This is a genomic window from Arthrobacter pullicola (assembly GCF_014836875.1).
GTDB classification, from domain to species: Bacteria; Actinomycetota; Actinomycetes; order Actinomycetales; family Micrococcaceae; genus Arthrobacter_B; species Arthrobacter_B pullicola.
The window spans coordinates 624,031-643,443 of record NZ_JACSQC010000002.1 but is presented as its reverse complement, the minus strand read 5'-3'; the positions used below and the strand labels follow the sequence as shown (position 1 = coordinate 643,443).

18 protein-coding genes are annotated in these 19,413 nt (G+C 67.1%); 14 read left to right on the top strand and 4 right to left on the bottom strand.

From position 1 onward, the window contains the following. Positions 1 to 153 precede the first annotated feature (153 nt). Together H9638_RS06180 and H9638_RS06175 are read left to right on the top strand one after the other, a co-directional pair. Positions 154 to 456: a hypothetical protein gene (locus H9638_RS06180; protein WP_191746300.1), complete on the top strand. Its 303-nt coding sequence runs from the start codon at positions 154 to 156 to the stop codon at positions 454 to 456. A gap of 46 nt (positions 457 to 502) precedes the next feature. Further along, positions 503 to 1,003, top strand: a complete 501-nt coding sequence (locus tag H9638_RS06175) for a DinB family protein (RefSeq protein ID WP_191746299.1) — start codon at positions 503 to 505, stop codon at positions 1,001 to 1,003. A gap of 3 nt (positions 1,004 to 1,006) precedes the next feature. Here the strand turns inward: H9638_RS06175 and H9638_RS06170 are convergent, their stop codons facing one another. Next, the gene (locus H9638_RS06170; RefSeq protein ID WP_191746298.1) at positions 1,007 to 1,348 is read right to left on the bottom strand and encodes a DUF202 domain-containing protein; all 342 of its coding nucleotides are present in this window, start codon (positions 1,346 to 1,348) and stop codon (positions 1,007 to 1,009) included. Then, positions 1,349 to 1,768, bottom strand: coding sequence for a YidH family protein (locus H9638_RS06165; protein ID WP_191746297.1), 420 nt, complete (start codon positions 1,766 to 1,768; stop codon positions 1,349 to 1,351). It abuts the gene before it with no gap. 187 nt (positions 1,769 to 1,955) lie between these two features. Between H9638_RS06165 and H9638_RS06160 the strand changes: the two genes are divergently transcribed. The 3 genes from H9638_RS06160 (at position 1,956) to H9638_RS06150 (ending at position 5,159) form a co-directional block, all read left to right on the top strand. After that, positions 1,956 to 2,921, top strand: a complete 966-nt coding sequence (locus tag H9638_RS06160; protein WP_191746296.1) for a PDR/VanB family oxidoreductase — start codon at positions 1,956 to 1,958, stop codon at positions 2,919 to 2,921. 36 nt (positions 2,922 to 2,957) lie between these two features. Beyond that, positions 2,958 to 4,253 (top strand): cytochrome P450, encoded by a 1,296-nt coding sequence (locus H9638_RS06155; protein ID WP_191746295.1) that lies wholly within the window; start codon positions 2,958 to 2,960, stop codon positions 4,251 to 4,253. Between the two features lie 138 nt (positions 4,254 to 4,391). Beyond that, positions 4,392 to 5,159 carry an IclR family transcriptional regulator gene (locus H9638_RS06150; RefSeq protein WP_191746294.1) on the top strand — a complete coding sequence of 256 codons (768 nt, stop codon included), beginning with the start codon at positions 4,392 to 4,394 and terminating at the stop codon, positions 5,157 to 5,159. Here the strand turns inward: H9638_RS06150 and H9638_RS06145 are convergent. Then, positions 5,156 to 6,130, bottom strand: a complete 975-nt coding sequence (locus H9638_RS06145) for an MBL fold metallo-hydrolase (protein WP_191746293.1) — start codon at positions 6,128 to 6,130, stop codon at positions 5,156 to 5,158. The genes H9638_RS06150 and H9638_RS06145 overlap by 4 nt on opposite strands. 208 nt (positions 6,131 to 6,338) lie before the next feature. Here H9638_RS06145 and H9638_RS06140 point away from each other — a divergent pair, with 208 nt between their 5' ends. Beyond that, positions 6,339 to 7,733: an MFS transporter gene (locus tag H9638_RS06140; protein WP_318241796.1), complete on the top strand. Its 1,395-nt coding sequence runs from the start codon at positions 6,339 to 6,341 to the stop codon at positions 7,731 to 7,733. Positions 7,734 to 7,846: 113 nt separating this feature from the next. Here the strand turns inward: H9638_RS06140 and H9638_RS06135 are convergent, their stop codons facing one another. Continuing rightward, the gene (locus tag H9638_RS06135; protein WP_191746292.1) at positions 7,847 to 9,274 is read right to left on the bottom strand and encodes an aldehyde dehydrogenase family protein; all 1,428 of its coding nucleotides are present in this window, start codon (positions 9,272 to 9,274) and stop codon (positions 7,847 to 7,849) included. 180 nt (positions 9,275 to 9,454) lie between these two features. Here H9638_RS06135 and H9638_RS06130 point away from each other — a divergent pair, with 180 nt between their 5' ends. The 8 genes from H9638_RS06130 (at position 9,455) to H9638_RS06100 (ending at position 19,058) form a co-directional block, all read left to right on the top strand. Next, complete coding sequence (locus tag H9638_RS06130; protein ID WP_191746291.1) at positions 9,455 to 10,240, top strand: coniferyl-alcohol dehydrogenase; 786 nt, start codon at positions 9,455 to 9,457, stop codon at positions 10,238 to 10,240. 344 nt (positions 10,241 to 10,584) lie between these two features. Beyond that, positions 10,585 to 11,082 (top strand): thiol peroxidase, encoded by a 498-nt coding sequence (gene tpx / locus H9638_RS06125; RefSeq protein WP_191746290.1) that lies wholly within the window; start codon positions 10,585 to 10,587, stop codon positions 11,080 to 11,082. 158 nt (positions 11,083 to 11,240) lie between these two features. Then, entirely contained in the window at positions 11,241 to 13,046 is a 1,806-nt protein-coding gene (locus tag H9638_RS06120) for a DUF308 domain-containing protein (RefSeq protein ID WP_191746289.1), read from the top strand. A gap of 245 nt (positions 13,047 to 13,291) precedes the next feature. Then, positions 13,292 to 14,494 carry a globin domain-containing protein gene (locus tag H9638_RS06115; RefSeq protein WP_191746288.1) on the top strand — a complete coding sequence of 401 codons (1,203 nt, stop codon included), beginning with the start codon at positions 13,292 to 13,294 and terminating at the stop codon, positions 14,492 to 14,494. A gap of 96 nt (positions 14,495 to 14,590) precedes the next feature. Continuing rightward, entirely contained in the window at positions 14,591 to 15,325 is a 735-nt protein-coding gene (locus tag H9638_RS06110; RefSeq protein WP_191746287.1) for a hypothetical protein, read from the top strand. Between the two features lie 823 nt (positions 15,326 to 16,148). Next, positions 16,149 to 16,961 carry a tyrosine-protein phosphatase gene (locus H9638_RS06105; protein WP_191746286.1) on the top strand — a complete coding sequence of 271 codons (813 nt, stop codon included), beginning with the start codon at positions 16,149 to 16,151 and terminating at the stop codon, positions 16,959 to 16,961. Then, complete coding sequence (locus tag H9638_RS16815; protein ID WP_225217020.1) at positions 16,958 to 18,025, top strand: metallophosphoesterase family protein; 1,068 nt, start codon at positions 16,958 to 16,960, stop codon at positions 18,023 to 18,025. Before H9638_RS06105 ends, H9638_RS16815 begins: the two co-directional genes overlap by 4 nt. Beyond that, on the top strand, positions 18,009 to 19,058 hold the full coding sequence (locus H9638_RS06100; protein ID WP_225217019.1) for an ABC transporter substrate-binding protein: 1,050 nt from the start codon (positions 18,009 to 18,011) through the stop codon (positions 19,056 to 19,058). The genes H9638_RS16815 and H9638_RS06100 overlap by 17 nt, the downstream gene beginning before the upstream one ends. Positions 19,059 to 19,413: the final 355 nt, after the last annotated feature.

Below are 19,413 nucleotides of genomic sequence, written 5' to 3'. Positions count from 1 at the left end.
CGGCTTTTTGGTGACTCCACAGCACCTTTTCTTGGTTTGTGGATTTAGGAGCTTTTTCGGCTGCTCCCACCCCGTGGGCGGGGACGTAGGAGTAGCGTGGTTGTTTCCGGCTGGGCCGATTTGGCGGCATCAGCCCGCGTGAGGGGATCCCTTATGAGCGCCATGGACCACAGCCGCGGGACCACGCAGGGCCGCAGCGAAACCGGTTTTCACTGGCCCAGTTTCGCCCTGGGCCTCGTCCTTATGCTGCTGGTCCTGGCACAGGGAGAGGACAACGGCCTCCCGGGGTTCGTTGGCATGGCCGGACTGATCCTGCTGATCACTGGCCTGTACTCCGCTGCGACTGTCCGAAAATCCTGGCTCCGGCTGACCACCGGGGCTGCGGCGTTCATTGTGGCCGCCGCCGGAGCGGCGCTGATGCTGCTGGCCCTCAGCCTGAGGCTGATCGGTTTGTGACGCGCCGGGCTGCAGGACAGGCAGCGGCGGCCGTTACGCTGGGCGGATGCTCACCGATGAACGAATGGATCCGCCGGATGCCGGCCACGAACGCGAGACTCTGAACGGATTCCTGGATTTCCTGCGGGCCAGCGCCGTCCATAAGGCCAAGGGACTCAGCGACGCCGACGCAGCCCGGCAGGTCCTGCCCTCCATCACCACCGTCTCCGGACTGCTCCGGCATCTCGCCGATGTCGAACGCACCTGGTTCCGGGACCAGATGGACGGACAGACCGGAGTGCCCACACGCTGGAGCGATGCGGACCCCGACGGCGAATTCCGGGTGACCGAAAACGACAGTCTGGCCGAAATCATCGGCGACTACGAGGCAGCGTGCGCCGAATCGCGGGAGGTAGCCGCGCGGTACCAGCTCGACGATCTGGGCAAGGCCGAGGGGATGACCCACAACCTGCGCTGGGTCCTGGTCCACATGGTCGAGGAAACCGGCCGGCACTGCGGGCACCTGGACGTTGTCCGCGAACTGCTGGACGGAACAACGGGGGAGTAGCCCTCAGCCGGAAACCGGCAGCCAGAGGACGGCAACGATTCCCACGGCACCCAGGATGACGACGGCGAGGGACAGTGTCAGCGCCGCTCCGGTATTCGGCTGCCCGGCTTCACCCGAAATGCCGGCGGACGCCTGCCCGTAGCGGCGCTTCTGGGTGAAGTGAATGGCGACGGCGGTGACCAGGGAGACGGCGACAAGAGCCCCGGCAAACCAACCGTGCTGGGGTGCCCAGCGCAGGAAGATGGCCGCGGCGACCACCAGGGCAAGGGCCGTCCGGCCCCAGGCAAGTGCTGTCCGCTCCGGCTGGAGGCCGGGATCCTGGTGCACGGACTGCGGGGCCGCCATCTAGGCCGGCCGCAGGACGACGAAGACCACCAGGACCGCGGCGGTGATGCCGCCGCCGACTGCGAGAATCGGGGCAAGCAGGGGAAGCGGCAGCGGCGTCTTGTTCCGCATGGCCCGTTCCACGCCCAGCCAGCGGAAGAACGCACCGCCGCCGATGGCCATGGCAAGGATCAGCAGCAGCAGGGCCACGGCTTTCCGGACCTCGGGGACAAACAGGTCCGCAGTGAAGGCTTCCACGGCGATGCCGCCGGCCAGAAGCGCCAGCGAGGTGCGGATCCAGGCCAGAAAAGTGCGCTCATTGGCAAGGGTAAACCGGGGATCGGGTTCCTCTCCGCCCCGCAGTAACCGCGCAGAGAACCGTCCGCGGCCAGCGGGTGGACTTAGCGTTTTGGAGGCCGGCACGTCAGTCTTCCTTCGCATTTTCGGGAAACATTCTCCTTTGGATGGTAGCGCCGGGCGGTTCCCGGGACCGTAACGTGCCCCGTCATGCGCCACCTCTTTCCACTGGCTGGAAAGCTTGTAGTGCCGTGGATCACGCTGAACCGTAACGTCCACTACTGAACTCATGCGCCGTCTCGGTGCAGATGGGCTGAAAGGAACGGCTGGGATGACTCAAGGAAATAGCGGCAGGACAGTTGTCCTGGAGAAAAAGGAGACACTGGCCGACGGCGTCGTCCGCCTGACGCTGAGGAACCCGGACCGGTCTGATTTTCCGCAGTGGCAGCCCGGCTCCCATATCGACCTGGTCCTGCCCGATTTCATCCGCCAGTACTCGCTCTGCTCGCCGTGCGATGACCCGTCGATGCTGCAGGTCTCCGTCCTGCGGACTCCGAACTCCCGGGGCGGATCAAAGTACGTCCATGAATCACTGGCTGCGGGCACCGAGTTCACCATCAACGGGCCCCGGAACAACTTTCCGCTGCAGGATTCCCGGAAGTACCTGTTTATTGCCGGCGGGATCGGCATCACTCCCATCCTGCCCATGATCGAGGCCGCCGAAGCAGCGGGCCGCGAATGGCGACTGGCCTACGGTGGCCGCAGCCGCTCTTCCATGGCCTTCGCTGACGAGCTGGAAGCCAGATATGGCAGCGAAAAGGTCCTGCTGTATCCGGAAGATACCCACGGGCGGATCGATCTGCAGGGCCTGCTGGGCCTGCCCCGGGCCAAGATGCTGGTTTACGCCTGCGGTCCGGCCCCGCTGCTGAATGTCATCGAGGACTTCTGCATGGGCTGGCCGCCGGGTGCGCTGCACACAGAACTGTTCTCCGCCGCCGCACTGGACGGCAGCGGAGCATCAGCGGAGCCATTCGAGCTTTATCTGCGGAACTCCGGCCTGCGCCTGGAAGTGCCGGTGGACAAGACGGTGCTGGAAGTCGTGGAGGAAGCAGGGATCCGGGTCCTCTCCTCCTGCCGGCAGGGGGTGTGCGGTACCTGCGAAATCCGGGTTGCGGCCGGAGAAGTGGACCACCGGGACGCCGTGCTCTCCGAGGAGGACAAAGCCTCCGGCGAAACCATGCTGGTCTGCGTATCCCGCGCCGCGGCCGGCTGCAGCACCCTCTCACTGGAGCTCTAAACCTTCAGCCCGAAAGACTCGCCGATAGGAACCCCCATGATATTCAAGACTGCTAACGCCGACGCCGCGGCACCCGTCCCGGCACCGGCACCCGTCCCGGCACCGGCACCCGTCCCGGCACCGCACACAGCGCCGTCACACGACCCAGTTCCGTCCCTGGCCGATGATCCCTTTTCCCTGGCGAACCTGGCCGATCCCTACCCGCTGCACCAGAAGCTGCGGGAGGCCGGGCCGGTGGTGTGGCTGGAGAAATACGGCTCCTATGCTGTGACCCGGTACGAACCGGTGTACGAAATCCTCACCGACTTCGAGACCTATATCTCCGGCGGCGGCCTGGGCCCGGCGGACCGCCGGAAATCCGCGGAATGGCGCCGGGCCGGCATCCTGGAATCCGATCCGCCCACGCACACCGCCATGCGCCGCGGCCTGTCCAAGGTGGTGAGCCCGTCCTCCGTACGTCGGCTTCGGGCGGAGTTCGAACCGCCGGCACGGGAACTGGTGCAGGAGCTGGTGGCCCGCGGCAGCTTTGACGTGGTCGCTGACCTCGCCGAGGTGTATCCGCTGCAGGTCTTCCCCGACGCGGTCGGGATTCCCCAGGACGGCCGGGAAAATCTGCTGCCGTACGGGTCCATGGCCTTCAACGCCTTCGGCCCCCGGAACGAGGTCTACGCCGAAGCGTTCCGGAATGAGGCAGCAGTATCAGCCTGGGTCCTGGAAAACTGTGAACGCCGGAACCTGCGGCCCGGCGGATTCGGGGCCGGCATCTGGGAGGTGGCCGACGAAGGCGGCATCACCGCCGACGAAGCGGCACTGCTGGTGCGGGCGCTGCTCTCCGCCGGCGTCGACACCACTGTCACCGGGATCGGCAACACGCTGCTGTGCCTGGCCCGGAACCCGGATCAATGGGAGAAACTGCGTGCGAACCCGAACCTGGCAAAATTCGCGGTGGACGAGGCTCTGCGTCTGGAATCGCCGTTCCAGATGTTCCACCGCACGGCGGCCGTGGATTCGATGATCGACGGCGTGCTGATCCCGGCAGACTCGAAGATCCTGCTGTTTATGGGCGCAGCGAACCGGGATCCGCGGAAGTGGGGGGACAACGCTGACAGCTTCGACCTGGACCGCAGCGCCTCCGGGCATGTGGCGTTCGGGATGGGCCTGCACCAGTGCGTCGGCCAGCCCATCGCCCGGCTGGAAATCGAGCTGGTGCTGCAGGCCCTGGCCGGGTCAGCTGAACGGATTGAGCTGACCAGCGAACCGGTGCCGCAGATCCACAACGTGCTGCACGCCTTCTCTTCGATCCCGGTTCGGGTGGTTCCGGCAGGCGGATAAGCGCCTCTTTGCCGGAACATGCGGGAACATGACGCGGGCGCGGCGCCCGAAGCGGCCTGATGGGGGCGCTTCGGGCGTTTCGCTATATAACAAAGGAAGCCCCGCGATGGGCGCACAGATCTACCGGAGGGTGACGCAGTGGCAGGACAGGCAGCGGCCAAAGGGAAATCGGTCACATCGCGGGCGCTGAATATTCTCGGTGCGTTCGACGCCGACAATGTGAAGCTGACTCTGTCCCAGATCTCCCGCCGCTCGGAAACTCCGGTGGCCACCTGTCACCGCCTCCTGGGCGAGCTGCTCGAGTGGGGAGCCGTGGCCAAGCGCGGCAACAACTACTACGTGGGGCACCGGCTCTGGACGCTGGGGCTGCTGGCTCCGGTGGAGAAGGACCTCAAAACCATTGCCGGCCCGTATATGCAGGACGTGCTTTTCGCGACCCGGCAGGTGGTCAACCTGTTTGTCCTGGAGGGGCAGCAGGCGCTGCTGATCGAACGCTTTGCGGGCACCGCGGTGGGCAAGCCTGTGGCGCAGGTGGGGGAGCGGCTTCCGCTGCACGTCAGCGCCGCAGGGAAGATCATCCTGGGCTATGCCCCCGCGGAGGTCCGGGCGAAGGCCTTCGCCAATCTGGCCCGCCGCACCCCGTACACCGTGATCGAGCCCGGCAAACTACATCGACAGGTCCAGGAGGCCCGGGACAACGGGTACGCGACCACCCGCGAGGAACATGCCCTGGGCACCTCCGGCCTGGCGGTGCCGGTGTTGAACTCCAAGGGCCAGCTGATGGCGGCCCTGGGAGTCGTTTTTATCGGGCCCATGCGGGAACCCGAGCGAATCATTCCGGCCCTGCAGGTGGCCGCGGCCGCCGTCGGGCGTGAAGTGGGCGGCCTGGCCGGGCTCGCGGGCTAGCGTGCTGCCAGTACCGGGACCCCTGCGATTTCGAACCGGTTGCCCGGAGCGGCCACGGTGATGCGGCCGCCGAATTCTGTCCGCACGCCCGCTGACCACTCGTCGTCGCTGGCCAGCCCGGCCAGGTGCGAGAGCACCACGTGCGGGACGCCGGCCTGCGCCGCGACCCGGCCGACGCCGGGAGCCGTGGTGTGGGAGATCCGCTGGTGATTCAGGAACTCCGGCGCCATGTCCAATGCGGCGAAATAGTCCAGATTCACTGCTTCGTGAATCAGCAGGTCGGCACCGGTGGCGAGCGTAACCATGTTGGCGCATTCAGTGGTGTCACCGGAAATGACCACGGACCCGTAACGGCTCTCAATCCGGAACGCGAAAGCGGGGAACACCGGAGGATGCTCCACCAGGATCGCGCTGACCCGCACCAGCTCGTCCTCATAGACGAGGAAGGGTTCCATGGCGGGGGTGTGATTCCCGTGCGCCGTGTCGGCCACCCCGGCCGGCAGCTCGATGTCCGCAGCGAGCACCAGCTGCCGCAGGTCCGGCCGTCCCTCATCATGGACCCGGATGTTGATGTCATAGGAGTACGCCTCCAGCACGTGCTCGACCATGGCACCGGTTCCGCCGTTTTCGCCGGGGATTCCCTGCGGATCGGTGCCCGGCCCGAAGACAGTCACGGGGGTGGTGATGCCGCTGACCGGACGCCCCCAGTTCCACAGGAAATAGCCCGGGAGCTCTGCCACATGGTCCGAATGCAGGTGCGTGATGAAGCAGGCCCGCAGGTTCTCTCCGCGCAGCCCGGCGCTGTTCGCGGCCCGGGTGATCCCCAGGCCAAAGTCCACCAGGTAGAAACTGCCGTCCACCACGACGGCGGTGGCCATCCCCGGATGCGGACCGCGGATGGCCGGTCCGGCGGCGGTTCCGAGGGTGATGACGGACATGCCCGCCGCAGGCTCCGGGAGGGGCTTGTTCATGTTCGTGTGCTCGCATATCTTCGCCGGCCCGGCGAGGTTGGAAGTCGGTTGACTCCAGAATGCCTGCCCGCGGAGAGAAAATCCGGAAGACCTTTCCGGCCACCGGAAAGCGCAAATTGTTGCTCAGATCACACGAATCTACAGTCGAGGAATAACGCCCCACACCGGATGCCTGCGCGGTATCCGATTACGAAAGTCTGGTAGGCCCGTGTCCCTCAAAGAACCCCCCACGTCTGTTCGGCAGGACCCAGGTAATCCGCGCTACTGGTCCGCCGCGAGACGCAACCGGTATGCCTGGTTCACCACCTCTTCCCTCCTGGTGCTGATGATGCTCAGCTGGGCGGACAAAGCGGTCCTGGGTATTGCGGCCGTTCCGCTGATGCGGGACCTTGGCATCACGCCGGAACAGTTTGGCCTGGTGAGCAGCGCCATGTTCCTGACCTTCGTGGTCATCCAGTTCGTCGCGGCGCCGCTCGCCAACAAGATTCCCACCAAATGGATCCTTCTGGTCCTGTGCCTCACCTGGTCGGTGGCGCAGCTGCCGATCCTGATCCTCGCCTCGCTGCCGGCCCTCTGGATTTCCCGGCTGCTGCTCGGTGCCGGAGAAGGCCCGCTGGCTCCCGTCATGATGCACAGCATCTACAAGTGGTTCCCGGAGAAGAAGGGTGCGACGCCGGCGGCGGTCGCTTCCTCCGGAGTCACCCTGGGTGTGGTGGCCTTCGCGCCGGTGCTGGCCTGGGTGGTTGGCGCCTTCGGCTGGCAGACTGCCTTCGCCACGCTGGCCATCATCGGGCTGGTCTGGTCCGTCTTCTGGGTCATTACCGGCAAGGAAGGCCCCTACACCAGCCGGCAGGTGGAGCGGGAAATCGACGGTCCCGACGCCGGTGCCGGGGACGACGATGAGGAGCCGGCGGCCGCCGTCGCCGAAACGAAGGTCAGCTACAAAAAGACCATCTTCACGGCCAGCTGGATCATCGCCGTCCTGACCTCGTTTATGGGTTACTGGACGTTCACCCTGGCGATGTCCTGGGGACCGGCCTACTTTGAAACCGTTCTCGGCTACTCCAGCCAGGCTGCAGGCAGCATGATTGCTCTTCCGGCTGCCTGGGGCGCCATTACGACTATTTCCCTGAGCGCGCTGACCCAGCGCCTGCACCTGCGCGGGCTGCCCACGCGTCAGGCCCGGTCCTTTGTCCTGGGCGGCGCCGCCACCCTGGCCGGAGCGGCCCTGCTGGGCGCCACCCTGGTGCAGTCCCCGCTGCTGTCCCTGGTGCTGCTGGTTCTCGGCCTGGGCACGGCCCCGGCACTGTTTGCCATCACGTACCTGATCGTTTCCGAACTCACCACCGTTGCGCAGCGCGGGGCGAACCTCTCCATTGCCAACGCGGTGCTCTCCTCCGGCGGCATCTTCGCCCCGGCCGTCTCGGGCTTCCTGATCGGCGGCGGGTCCACTCCGGCGGAGGGCTACACCGCAGCCTTCGCCCTGGCCGGCGGGCTGATGCTCCTGATGGGCATCCTGGCCCTGCTGTTCATCAACCAGCAGCGCGACGTGCGCCGGCTGGGGCTTGCTGAGCCGGTGAGCATGGGCAGCCCGCAGCACTAAACCCTCGCCCGGCTGCGGCCGGAACCGAGAAAGGTCCCCTTCCGAACACGGAAGGGGACCTTTTTGTGGTTGGCTACGGCGGGCTGCCGTAGCCGGGCGCTACTTTCTAGGCTCTAGCTGCTCTGGGCGGCGGAAGATGCACCGGCTGCCGCGGCGGCGTGGTTCCCCGCCATGGCGTTGAGGGTGCGGGTCTGCAGGTATTCGGACAGACCCCACCGGCCGCGTTCACGGCCCATGCCGGAGGCCTTCCACCCGCCGAACGGCGCATCCAGCTCCACCTGCGTGTGCTGGTTGATCCATACCGTGCCGGCCTCGATCCGGGCGGCCAGCTCTCCGGCGCGGTCCAGATCGGGCGTCCAGACCGACGCTCCGAGCCCGAATTCCTGTGCGTTCAGCTGCGCCAGCACGTCCTCGACGTCGTCGTACACCGATACCGGAAGCGCGGAACCGAACTGTTCGGAGCAGACCAGAGGGGTGTTGTACGGAGCGTCCGCGATGATGGTCGGTTCCATGAAGTAACCGGGAAGCGAGGTTCCGGTGCCGCCGCCGAAGGCGAGCTTGCCGCCGTCGTTCACTGCCTGCGTGACCAGGCTGGAGACCAGGTCCCGCTGTGCGGCGTTATGCATCGGACCCATGCTGGTGCCGGCGTCGAGGCCGCGGCCCACCACCAGGCCGGCAGCGGCGGAGGCAAGGGCTTCGGTGAGTTCGCCGGCCAGGCTGCGCGGCACAAAGACCCGCTTCACCGCCATGCAGACCTGCCCGGCGTTACGGAACGCCGAACCGATGATGCCTGCCGCGGTGAATGCCGGATCGGCGTCGGGCAGCACGATCGCCGGATCGTTGCCGCCAAGCTCCAGCGTCACCCGCTTGACCGTGGGCGCGGCCTGCGCCATGATCGCGGTGCCCACCTCGGTGGAACCGGTGAAGGAAATCTTCCGCACACCCGGCAGGGTGCTGAGCGCCCGGCTGAGCACGCCCCGGCCGGTCACGGATTTGAGCACATGCGGCGGCAGGTAACCGTTCATCAGCTCCACCAAGGCGATGGTGGAGAGCGGGGTGCTCGGTGACGGCTTGGCGATCACCGTGCAGCCGGCCACCAGCGCCGGCGCCAGCTTGACCGCCAGCAGCGAGATCGGGAAGTTCCACGGCGTGATGGCACCGACCAGGCCCACCGGACGGTAGTCCACCGAGAGCTGGCGGCCGTCGCGTTCAGGCAGCTGCTCGGTCTGGTCCCATTCGAGATCGGCGTAATACTCGAACAATCCGGCGGCGACCTGGAACTCCATGACCGCCTCACGCAGGACCTTCCCCTGTTCGCGGCTGAGGATTTCCCCCAGACGGCCCGACTGGGTCCGGACGGCAGCGGCGATCGAGCGCAGGGCCGAGCGCCGTGCTTCCCGGTCCGCGGCCCAGGCAGCGGCGGCAGTGCCGGCCAGGGCGACGGCGCGTTCAACATCTTCCGCCGTGTGCAGGGGCGCGGTGCCGACTACTTCCAGGGTGGCCGGGTCGAAGACCTCATAGGTGGTGGGGGAAACAGTCACTGGCCGTCCTTTTCGCGTTGTCACTGGTGTCCCCAGCCTTGTCGGGTGCGGAGAAACGGACAAGTCCCATTATCTGTCCAGTGGAAAAGCGGCCTTGCCTGGGTGCGTGTGGAGGAGAAGATTGGTCAGCGATGAGCCGCGGCTGCTGCCGCGGAAGCACGGAGATAACGGAGACGAAGCATGGGCATATTTGCTGACCAAAGGATTGTGGTTACCGGAGCTGCCTCCGGCATCGGCGCCGCCACGGCGGCGGCGTTTACAGCTGGCGGAGCCGAGGTCATCGGCATCGACCGCAACCCGGCCCAGGATTTCCCCGGCGAGTTCATCCAGGCCGACCTCTCCTCCCCGCAGGGCGTAGCCGACGCCGCCGCGCAGGTCCGCGGCACCATCCACGGCCTGGCCAACATCGCCGGCGTTCCCGGCACCGCACCGTTTGAGCTGGTGCTCGCGGTCAACGTCTTCGGGCTGCGGGAGCTCACCAAGGCGCTGCTGCCCCAGATTGCCGACGGCGGATTCGTCACCCACCTGGCCTCCGCCGTGGCAGCCGGCTGGGGCGAGCGCCGCTCCCAGCTCTTCGCATTCGTCTCCGCCGCCGACTGGGACGGCGCGCTTGCCGGGGTGCACCAGGACGCTGAGGTCACCGGTAACTCCTACCGCTTCTCCAAGGAAGCTGTCCGGCTGCTCACGGAACTGCAGGCCAGCGAAAACCTGGGCCGCGTCAGGGTGAACTCGGTAAGCCCCGGCCCCGTCGAGACGCCGATCCTGGCCGACTTCATGAAGGACCACGGTGTGGACAAGGTGGAAGGCGCTGTGGCCCTGCTTGGCCGGGCGGCTTCCGCCCGGGATATCGCCAACGTGATCACCTTCCTGGCCTCGCCGCAGGCCAGCTGGGTCAACGGCACCGACATCCGGGTCGACGGCGGGTTGGGAGCCCACCGCGGTTCGGTGCAGCTGGCCGCCGAATAGGTTTTTCGCCGGCCGAGAGCTGGCCGGGTGAGGCGCCTCAATATGGAACGCGCGTCAATATGGAACGCGCCTCAACATGGATCTGACTCCCCGGCCTCAACCGGGGAGTCGTTCCAAGGTTCGGCCATCGAACCTACTGGTCCCGGCCATGTGGACCTGACGGCCCTCCACTGGGGAGGACCTAGTTGGGATCTTCTGCAGCAAACCTCAACCTTCTTCCAGTAGAGCACCAGCACGCGCGGAGGGAAGCCCATAACCCGAATTTCTTCCCATCGGACCGTCAGGCCAGCATCACCGCAGGTCAGCGTCCCACCAAAGGGAGAAAGACGTGATAGACACGAACCATGGCAACCACAGCATTTAAAGAGAACCCTGTCCGCACCTCCGGTGAAATTCCCGCCGTCGGCACCTCCGCTCCGGCCTTCGAACTGGTCGGCACCGACCTCGCCGCCGTGACCCTCTCCGGGTTCGCCGGCCGCCGGGTGGTCCTGAACATCTTCCCCAGCGTGGACACCGGTGTGTGCGCGCAGAGCGTCCGCCGCTTCAACGAGGTGGCCGCCGGCCTGGAGAACACCGCAGTGGTGTGCGTCTCCAAGGATCTTCCGTTCGCGCTTGGCCGTTTCTGCGGCGCAGAGGGCATCGAGAACGTGGTGGCGGCTTCCGCCTTCCGCAGCAGCTTCGGCGAAGACTTCGGACTGACCCAGGCCGACGGGCCGCTGGCCGGTCTGCTGGCCCGCGCCGTCGTCGTCCTGGATGCCGATGGCACCGTGCTGTACACGCAGCTGGTTCCGGAGATCACCACCGAACCGGATTACGACGACGTCGTCGCGGCTCTAGCTTAGTCTTCAGTTCGCGCTTGGGGCCCGTTCCGCTGTTGCGGGGCGGGCCTTGCTCTTGGGGAAAGCCGCAGGTCAGGGGCCTAGAATGGTGCCGGGGCCACCAGCCGGACGGACGTGTCCCCATCTTTTTGCACGCAGCGCTTACCGCATGGGGGAAATAAATGGATAAGGAACAGGGCGGGCCTGGGCTCGGCGACGACCAGGGGCAGACCGGGGCACTGGAACCTGGGGAGGCTCGTGAATCCGGGGGAGCGGCACCCGCGCCGGCGCCCGCTGAGCCGCCCGCTATGCCGGCGCCCGAATCGGCGTCCGCTGAGCCGGCGCCCGCTGAGGACGCACCCGCAGTGGAACGGAACGGCAATGCGGCCGTGTCTGCAGGCGCTGTTGGCGGGCCCGGGATGGACGACGGCTCCCGGCTGGCGCCGCCCAGCGGATTTGCCGCTCCTGGCGGCTCGTTCGCTCCTCCCGGCTATGGTCGGGCAGGGTATGGCACCGCTCCCGGCAGCAGCGAACCAGCGGCTCCAACTGGCCAGCAGCCGCACCCCTACGGCGGGAGCGGCAGCAACAGCAACAGCTACGGCAACGGCTACGGCAACAGTGCGAGCAGCCACGCCAGTGACGCGGCGGGTGCCCAGAATCCTGCGGCCGCTGGTGGCCCGTACATCGTTGACGGTTACCCCGCCGCCACCCGGCCTCTGACCTCGTATGACAGGCCCAGCGGAAATCCCTACGCCGGGATTCCCTCGGCCGGGAAACCCCCTGCCGGTGGTCCGGCGCTGCCCCCATACCCTCCGGCTGGCCAGCCAGCGGGCGCGCCGGAATCTGTCGATCCGAATGCCGCAGCAGCGGGTTCCATCGATCAAGGCTCCGTGGATCAAGGCGGCGTCGGCACCGGCACCGGCACAGACGATCCGGCTGCCGGCGCACCCGAGTACGTCCGCCCGCACTACGGAATGCCGGAGCAGGGCCCGTACCAGTACGCAGCGCAGGGACAGAGTCAGCAGCAGTACGGTGCGCCGGGCCAGGCCCCGAACCAGTACGCGGCTCCGGGGCAGGGAACACCCGGCGGATACGGTTCCGGGCCGGGCTATCCAGGCGCTGGCTACCCGGGCGCGGGCTACCCGGGTGCCCAGCCGGCGCGGACTCCCGGCAAGGCACTGGGCATCGCGGCACTGTGCCTCGCCGGTGTTGGCCTCCTCGTCTCCTGGATTCCGTTCATCAACGTCTTGACGTTCCTGCTTGGCATCGTGGCCATCGGTCTCGGAATCCCCGCGATGATTAAGGGATTCCGGGCACGTAACGTGGCCCGGATGCTCTCCATCATTGCCGTGGGTGTGGCAGTGGTGTCCATGATCATTGCCGGTACGGTGTCGGCCATGGTGGTGGACTCGCTTCGGCAGCTGGGCATCGGCGAATACCCCGCAGCGGAGGCAGAATCTGAGCCTTCCCGGCCGCTGCCAAATGCTTCCGGCACGCCGGGCGCCCAGGCTTCCCCGGATGAGTACACCTACGAGAACAGTGATGCGTTCATCGAAAAGATGCTCTCCGCACCGGCAAATTCGGCGGGCGAGGAGGTCAAGGTGGGCGACTACACCGTCACCCTGGTCTCCGTGGACCGCAACGCCTCCGCCGAGGTGCAGGAGCGGGACCGCACTGCCGGCGCACCGGACTACAACTACGTGATGTTCGAGTTCGACGCGGTCTACAACGGTGACGGTGAAGGACGTTTGTGGCTGGACCTCGCTCCCGAGTTCATCGGTGCGGACAACCGCTCCTACAGTGTCCTGGACTGCTCCATGGATCTTGGGGTGAGCGGGTTCAGCCAGCCCAACCTGGCCAAGGGGGAGGCCCGCTCCCACGAGGTCTGCTTCGACCTCCCCGAGGAGGCCCTGGGCGAAGACAGCCGGATGAGCCTGCGCATGATCCTGGCAGAGGACAACGACCCGGTGTACTGGCGCCTGCCGTAAATCCGGGGACAGAACAGCGGCCGATGCCGGCACCCACGCGGGTGCCGGCGTCGGCCGTTTTGCTGTGGCTTCGACTGTCTTCGCGGCACCCGGAGCGACCACGCATGGTGCCCGGAATCACGAAGCCGGGAATCCTCCGCCGGTGATTTCTACACGCCGTAGAAGAGGAGTAATGTTGCCTCCCGGAAGTCGTTGAATTTCCTCATGGCTTTCGCATTGCGTTTCGTTAAGTCAAGGAGTTTTACGTGCTTTCAGATACATCCCGTCCCGTTATTGAAGCCACTTTGCCGGTGGTCGGTGAGAATATCGGGGAGATCGCGAAACGCTTCTATTCACATATGTTTGCGGAGAAACCCGAACTCCTTGATGGACTTTTCAACCGCGGAAACCAGGCCGAGGGCCGTCAGCAGCAGGCCTTGGCCGGATCAGTTGCCGCTTTTGCCACTTTCCTGGTGAACAAACCCGGTGTCCTGCCTGACCATTTGCTGGCCCGGATTTCGCATAAGCATGTTTCCCTGGGCCTGCGGCCGGAACAGTACAAGATTGTTCACGACCACCTGATGTGGGCCATTGGCGACGTCCTGGGAGACGCCGTCACCCCCGAGGTCGGAGCCGCGTGGGACGAGGTGTACTGGCTGATGGCCAACGCCCTCATTAATCAGGAACGGGCCATGTACACGGCTGCGGACCTCACCCCGGAAAGTGTCTGGAGCACCTGGCGGGTGACGGAGAAGATCCAGGAAACCACCGACGTCGTGACCTTCGTGGTCGAGCCCCTCACTGCCGGCCGGATGAAGCCGGCGCTGCCCGGCCAGTACGTCTCGCTGAAGGCACTGATGCCCGACGGCGTGCACCAGCCGCGGCAGTACAGCCTCACCCGCGCCGACGATGGCGAGCGCCGCCAGTTCTCCGTCAAGCGCGTTCACGGCCGGCCTACCCCCGACGGCGAGGTCTCCAACCTGCTGCACGCCAGCGTGAACGTGAATGATGAGGTGGTGCTGTCGGCGCCGTTCGGCGAGGTTGTGCTCACGGACACCGACCGGCCCGTGGTCTTTGCCAGCGCCGGCATCGGCATCACACCCATGGCCGGTATGATTTCCCATCTGGTCCAGTCGGCCGCAACCCGCCCCGTGACGCTGCTGCACGCCGATAAGTCGGAGCAGACCTTCGCGCTGCGGGACCAGGTGCGGGCGGACCTGGCGAAGCTGCCGGATGCCTCGCTCACCACCTGGTTCAGCCAGCCTGCGGGCCAGGAGAGCGCCAACCAGTTCTCCGGTTTCATGGACCTTGCCGCCATTGAGCTGCCCGCCGACGCCGATTACTACCTGTGCGGTCCGCTTGGCTTTATGCAGGCGATCCGCAGCGCGCTGATTGCGCGCGGGGTTCCCGCCCAGGACATCCAGTACGAGGTCTTCGGTCCCGACCTCTGGCTGGCCGCCCCGCAGTAAAGGGACGTCCCTGCCGGTGGCCCCTGCCTGCCGGTGGCCCCGGTGGCCACTGCGCCCTCGAGCCGGCCCAGGTTGGTGTCGGGTAGGCTCGCCGCCATGGGGAATCACACACCTTCGGACGATTACCGGTTGTACGCGCGGCCACCGGCTGGCCAGGCTCAGGACCCGGTGCAGATTGTCGACGACGGCGGGACTGTTCCGTCTGCCGTGGGGCGGGCCACGCGGAACGATGATCCCGGAGTGTTGGCCTCCGGCAGCGCCGGGGGCCGCTCCGCCGCCCGGGCTGGGGACCGTGCCGCCGCCCGGGCTGGGGGCCGCTCCGCCGCCCGCGCCGGGGACCGCGACGCCGCCCGCGCCGGGGATCGCGACGCCGGCTGGCAACACCTGGTTCGGGACGCCGGCGGGAGTGGCGCCTCGGGCCGCGGAGATGGTTCCTCCTGGGTTGACGAGTCCACCAGGGTTGAAGAGGCGGGGAATCCGGGCCGCTCCGATGGTGTCCCCGGGGCGTCGGTTCCTGGCGGATTCTCCGCCAGCTACGGTCTATCCGCACCCGATGGGTCCCGGCGCTGGCTCAACCCGTACCTTTGTGCGGCTTGGGCGCTGGTAGCCATGATGCTGGCAGCTGGCCTGTTCTGGCTGACGGGTGCCCTCGCGCCGCCTCGATACATCTCGGTTGACCCGGCCACGGGGCAGGGGATGGAGGGCATGTCGGGCGTCATCGCTTCCAACCTGTACAGCATGGGCCCGTTCCTGCTGCTGATCGGGCTGATCGGTGCGTTGGCGCTCCTCACCGTGCAGGCTGCTGGCTTCCGGCGGGTTCGCGCAGGCTAGCCGTACTCTCTGCCGTTTGAGCCCGTTTTCCTCCGGATGGGGATTCCCCTGCCAGTTTGGGACTTCCCTGCCGTGGCGCCACGGCAGGGAAGTCCCAAAACGGTCGATTTGACCCAGAACGGAGGGTTCTTCGTCCGGATCCATCTGGGTACCTACCCGGTTGCCCAGCCTCGGTGCGGCTGGGGCCGGTGTTGCCCCGGCTGTGCATTCTCGCCGCGAATCCTGAGCACTCTGGCCCCGCGGGAGCAGCTCCCTCGTGGTTTGGGTGGCTGCGGGCCGTGGTTCCCAGTGAGTGTTGAAGGAGTTGCCTGGTGTGACCTCAGGGGTAACTCCTGTACCAGTGGCTGGGAACGGCGGGTCGACCGGGTTGGCTCCGGAGCGGGGAGGCTGGCCTGGGTGCTGGCCGGGGTCTATCTGACCGCGGTTCCCAGTGAGTGTTGAAGGAGTTGCCTGGTGTGACCTCAGGGGTAACTCCTGTACCAGTGGGTGGGAACCGCGGGTCGACTGGATTGGCTGCGGGGCGGGGAGGTTGCCACTGCCCGCGTGTCTGGCTGCGTTGGTGGGGTTGGCCGACGCTCGGAGTGCGGCACGGTACGGCCCGGTGGACTGGCTGTGGGGAGGCAAGGTGCGGCCGCGCGGCGTTCGGATCGAGACGGCAAGGTACGGCTGAACGTGGCGTTCAGGTACGCGCACCGGAGGAGGGGAGCCTGGGAGGCCAAAGTGTTCGCGCACGGTTGGCCTGGGCGACTGTGCGTGTTCACCGCCGATTAACCTTTGCTGGGTGAACTCGGAGAGTCCCAACCGAGTACCACCCAGAGGTTCCATGAATACCAAGCTGTCCTCCAGTCCGCAGGCTCCTGCGGACGTTCCGCCCGCAGTCAGCGGATTGTTCAATTTCCGTGACGCGGCAGCAGAAACCGGAACTCCGGGACTGCGCCGGGGACTGCTCTTCCGGGCCGGAGCCCTGAACGGCCTCGACGCCGCCGGTCTCGCTGAACTGACGGCAGTACGGATCGGCATGGTGTTGGACCTGCGCGAGCCGGTGGAGATTGCCTCGGCTCCGGACAGTGTTCCGGCTGGAACGCAGGTGCTGAACGTCCCGCTCTACCGCGGAAGGATCCCCGTCTCCGAACCGATCGAAGCCGTCTACCGGCATCTGCTGCAGAACTGCGCTCCGGCACTGACCAGCGCCGCCGCGGCTGTGATCCGAAACCTCGACGGCGGTGTACTGGTGCACTGTGCCGCTGGGAAAGACCGTACCGGGTTGGTCATCGCTCTGGTGCTGGACGCCGCCGGTGCCTCCCGCGGTGCCATTGTGGCGGATTACTCCCGCACCGAAGCGGCCCTTCCTGCTTCCTTCCGCCAGGCTGTGCTGACTCGGCTCCGCAGCCGGATGACGGATCCCGCGGAACTGGCCGCCGCTGTCCGCCTGCATCTGGGCAGCCCGCCCGAGGTTCTGGAGAGTGCCCTGCAGCTTCTGGCGGAAGAATCCTTCGACGGCGAGACGGGTGCCGCCGCTTACCTGCTGCGGCACGGTTTGGGCCAGGCCCTGCTGGATCGGGTCCGTGTCCTGCTGGACTCTGGCATACTCCCGGCCCGCGACCGGCTGCAAGACGACGGAACCCCCGCGGTATGAACGGGCCCGGATACACCCTGATTCATCTCACGGACACTCATCTGCACCAGCCGGACGAGCTGCTGTTTGGTGCCCTGGACACGTGGGCACGGACCGCCGAGGCCCTGCGCGCTGCCGCCCGCTACCGGCCCGACGCCGTCGTGGTCACCGGTGACATCGCCGATTCCGGCGGGGATATCTACGCGGCTGCCTCCGGCCTTTTCGCCCGGGCCGGCCGGGAGCTGGGCTGCCCGGTGATCGTGCTGCCCGGTAACCACGACGTTCCCGGCACCCGCGCGTGGGCAGCGGAAGAGTTCACAGGTTCACGGACAGATGCGGGCCCCGGCCCGGGGAACGACGTGCATTTCGTCGGGGGACTGCGCCTCATCACCCTGGATTCGGACGACCCCGGCCAGCCCGCAGGCCGCCTCACCGGCGAGCAGCTGCACTGGCTGGATACTGTCCTGGCCGAGCCTGCGCCCGACGGCACCGTGCTGGCCCTGCACCATCCGCCCGTGGATTCGCTGCTGCCGCAGCTGTCCGGCCGTGGTCTGGCCCGGCCGGCAGAACTCGCCGGCGTGCTGTCCGGCACCGATGTCCGTGCCGTCCTGTGCGGGCACTACCACCATGCGGTGTCCGGCCGGCTGGGCGCGGTGCCGGTGTGGGCCGGTCCGGCGGTGTCCTACGGGCAGGATCTCTCCGCTCCGCCGGAGACAGTGCAGGGCCTGGACAGCAGCTGGCTCTCGGTCATCCGGCTGGGCGAAAAGGGGAGTTTCAGCGCCGTTCCGGTGCCGCTGCAGTCAGCCGGGGGCCTGCAGCACGCCGGAGCCCCGGTATTCAGCAAGGCCGCCGTGCACCTCAATCTCACTGGGCACCTCAATGCCGCAGCGAGTCCCAAGACCGCCGCGGACCCCGAGACCACCCCGCACCCCGCTTCCACCCCGCACCCCGCCGCCGTCCCAGCCGCGGCCACCACCCGTTCCACCCATCCGATCCCGGTGCCCGCACGGGCCCCGGGCCACCCCTACCGGCAGCAGCCGCTGCTGCCGGTTTCCCAAGGAGAACCCATTGCTGCACCGCTCTAAGTACCCCGCCCTCGCCGTCGCTTCGCTGGCTTCCCTGGCTCTCCTGACCGCCTGCAGCGGCAGCGCCGACGGCGCCGAAAACTCCCCGTCAGCCGCAGCTTCCAGCACCGCGGCCGGCGCCACCGGCACCCTCACGGTCTACACCTCCGAGCCGCAGGCCAAGATCGATGAACTGGTCGCCGCCTACAACGAGGTCAATCCAGAGGTCAACGTTGAGGTCTTCCGTGCCGGCACCGGCGAACTGAAGACCCGGATCGCTACGGAGAAGGAGACCGGCGGCATCCAGGCAGACGTGATCCTCGCCGCCGACGTCCCAACATTCGAGGCGTACGCCGCTGAGGGCGACCTGCAGGTCCTGGACATCGACAACGCTGGTGAACTGAATCAGGACATTGTCGACGCCGAGGGCTACTACGTGGGCACCCGCATCATCCCCACGGTCATCGCCTACAACACCACGCTGGTGGACAACGCCCCCGGGTCCTGGGCCGAACTGACCAACGAGGACTACAAGGGCATGATCGCCATGCCGAACCCGGACGTTTCAGGGGCCGCAGCCTTCAACACCACGGTCTGGCTTGAGACCCCGGCCTTGGGCGAGGACTGGCTGAAGCGCCTGATCAGCAACGAACCGACGGTTTTGGAAAGCAACGGCCCGGTGGGCCAGGCCGTGGCCGCCGGCACCTCGGGCATCGGGATCGTAGTGGATTATGTGGCCCGCGAACTGGCAGCGAAGGGCTCGCCCATCGCTCTGTCCTACCCGTCCGACGGCGTTCCATACGTCTCGCAGCCGGCCGGGGTCTTCACTGACTCCAAGAACCCGGACGCTGCCAACGAGTTCGTGGAGTTCCTGGTCTCCAAGGAGGGCCAGGAGCTGGCCGTGGCGCAGTCCTACCTCCCGGTCCGCGACGACGCCGGCGTTCCCGAGGGTGCGCCCGAGCTCGCCGACCTTCAGCTGCTGAACCCGGACCTTGCGGTCATCGCCGAGAAGCAGGCAGGAGCGGTCGCGAAGTTCAATGAACTCCTCAAGTAATTCCGTGTCCCCGGAGGCAGGGCGGCTCGGCGCTGCCGGGCCGGGCCCCGCCGCTCAGAGCCCCACCGTTTCCAGGCCTTCCGGTTCCAGGTTCACCGGCTGGAGGCGTCCCGGCTGGAGGTTTTCCGGACGGCTGCCCGCGGGGCAGGTGCCCGCGGGACGGCTGCCCGTCAGGCGGGGATGGGCAGGGCGACGACCCGACGCACAGGTATCGGCAGGACGATGGCCCGCCGGACAGACGCCAACCGGGCGACGTCCAACCGGCCAGAGCTTAACCGGACAGAGCCCAGCCGGACAGAGCCCGGCCGGACGATGGTCTGCCGGCCGGTTGCCAGCCGGCCGGGCCGCCGGGCCG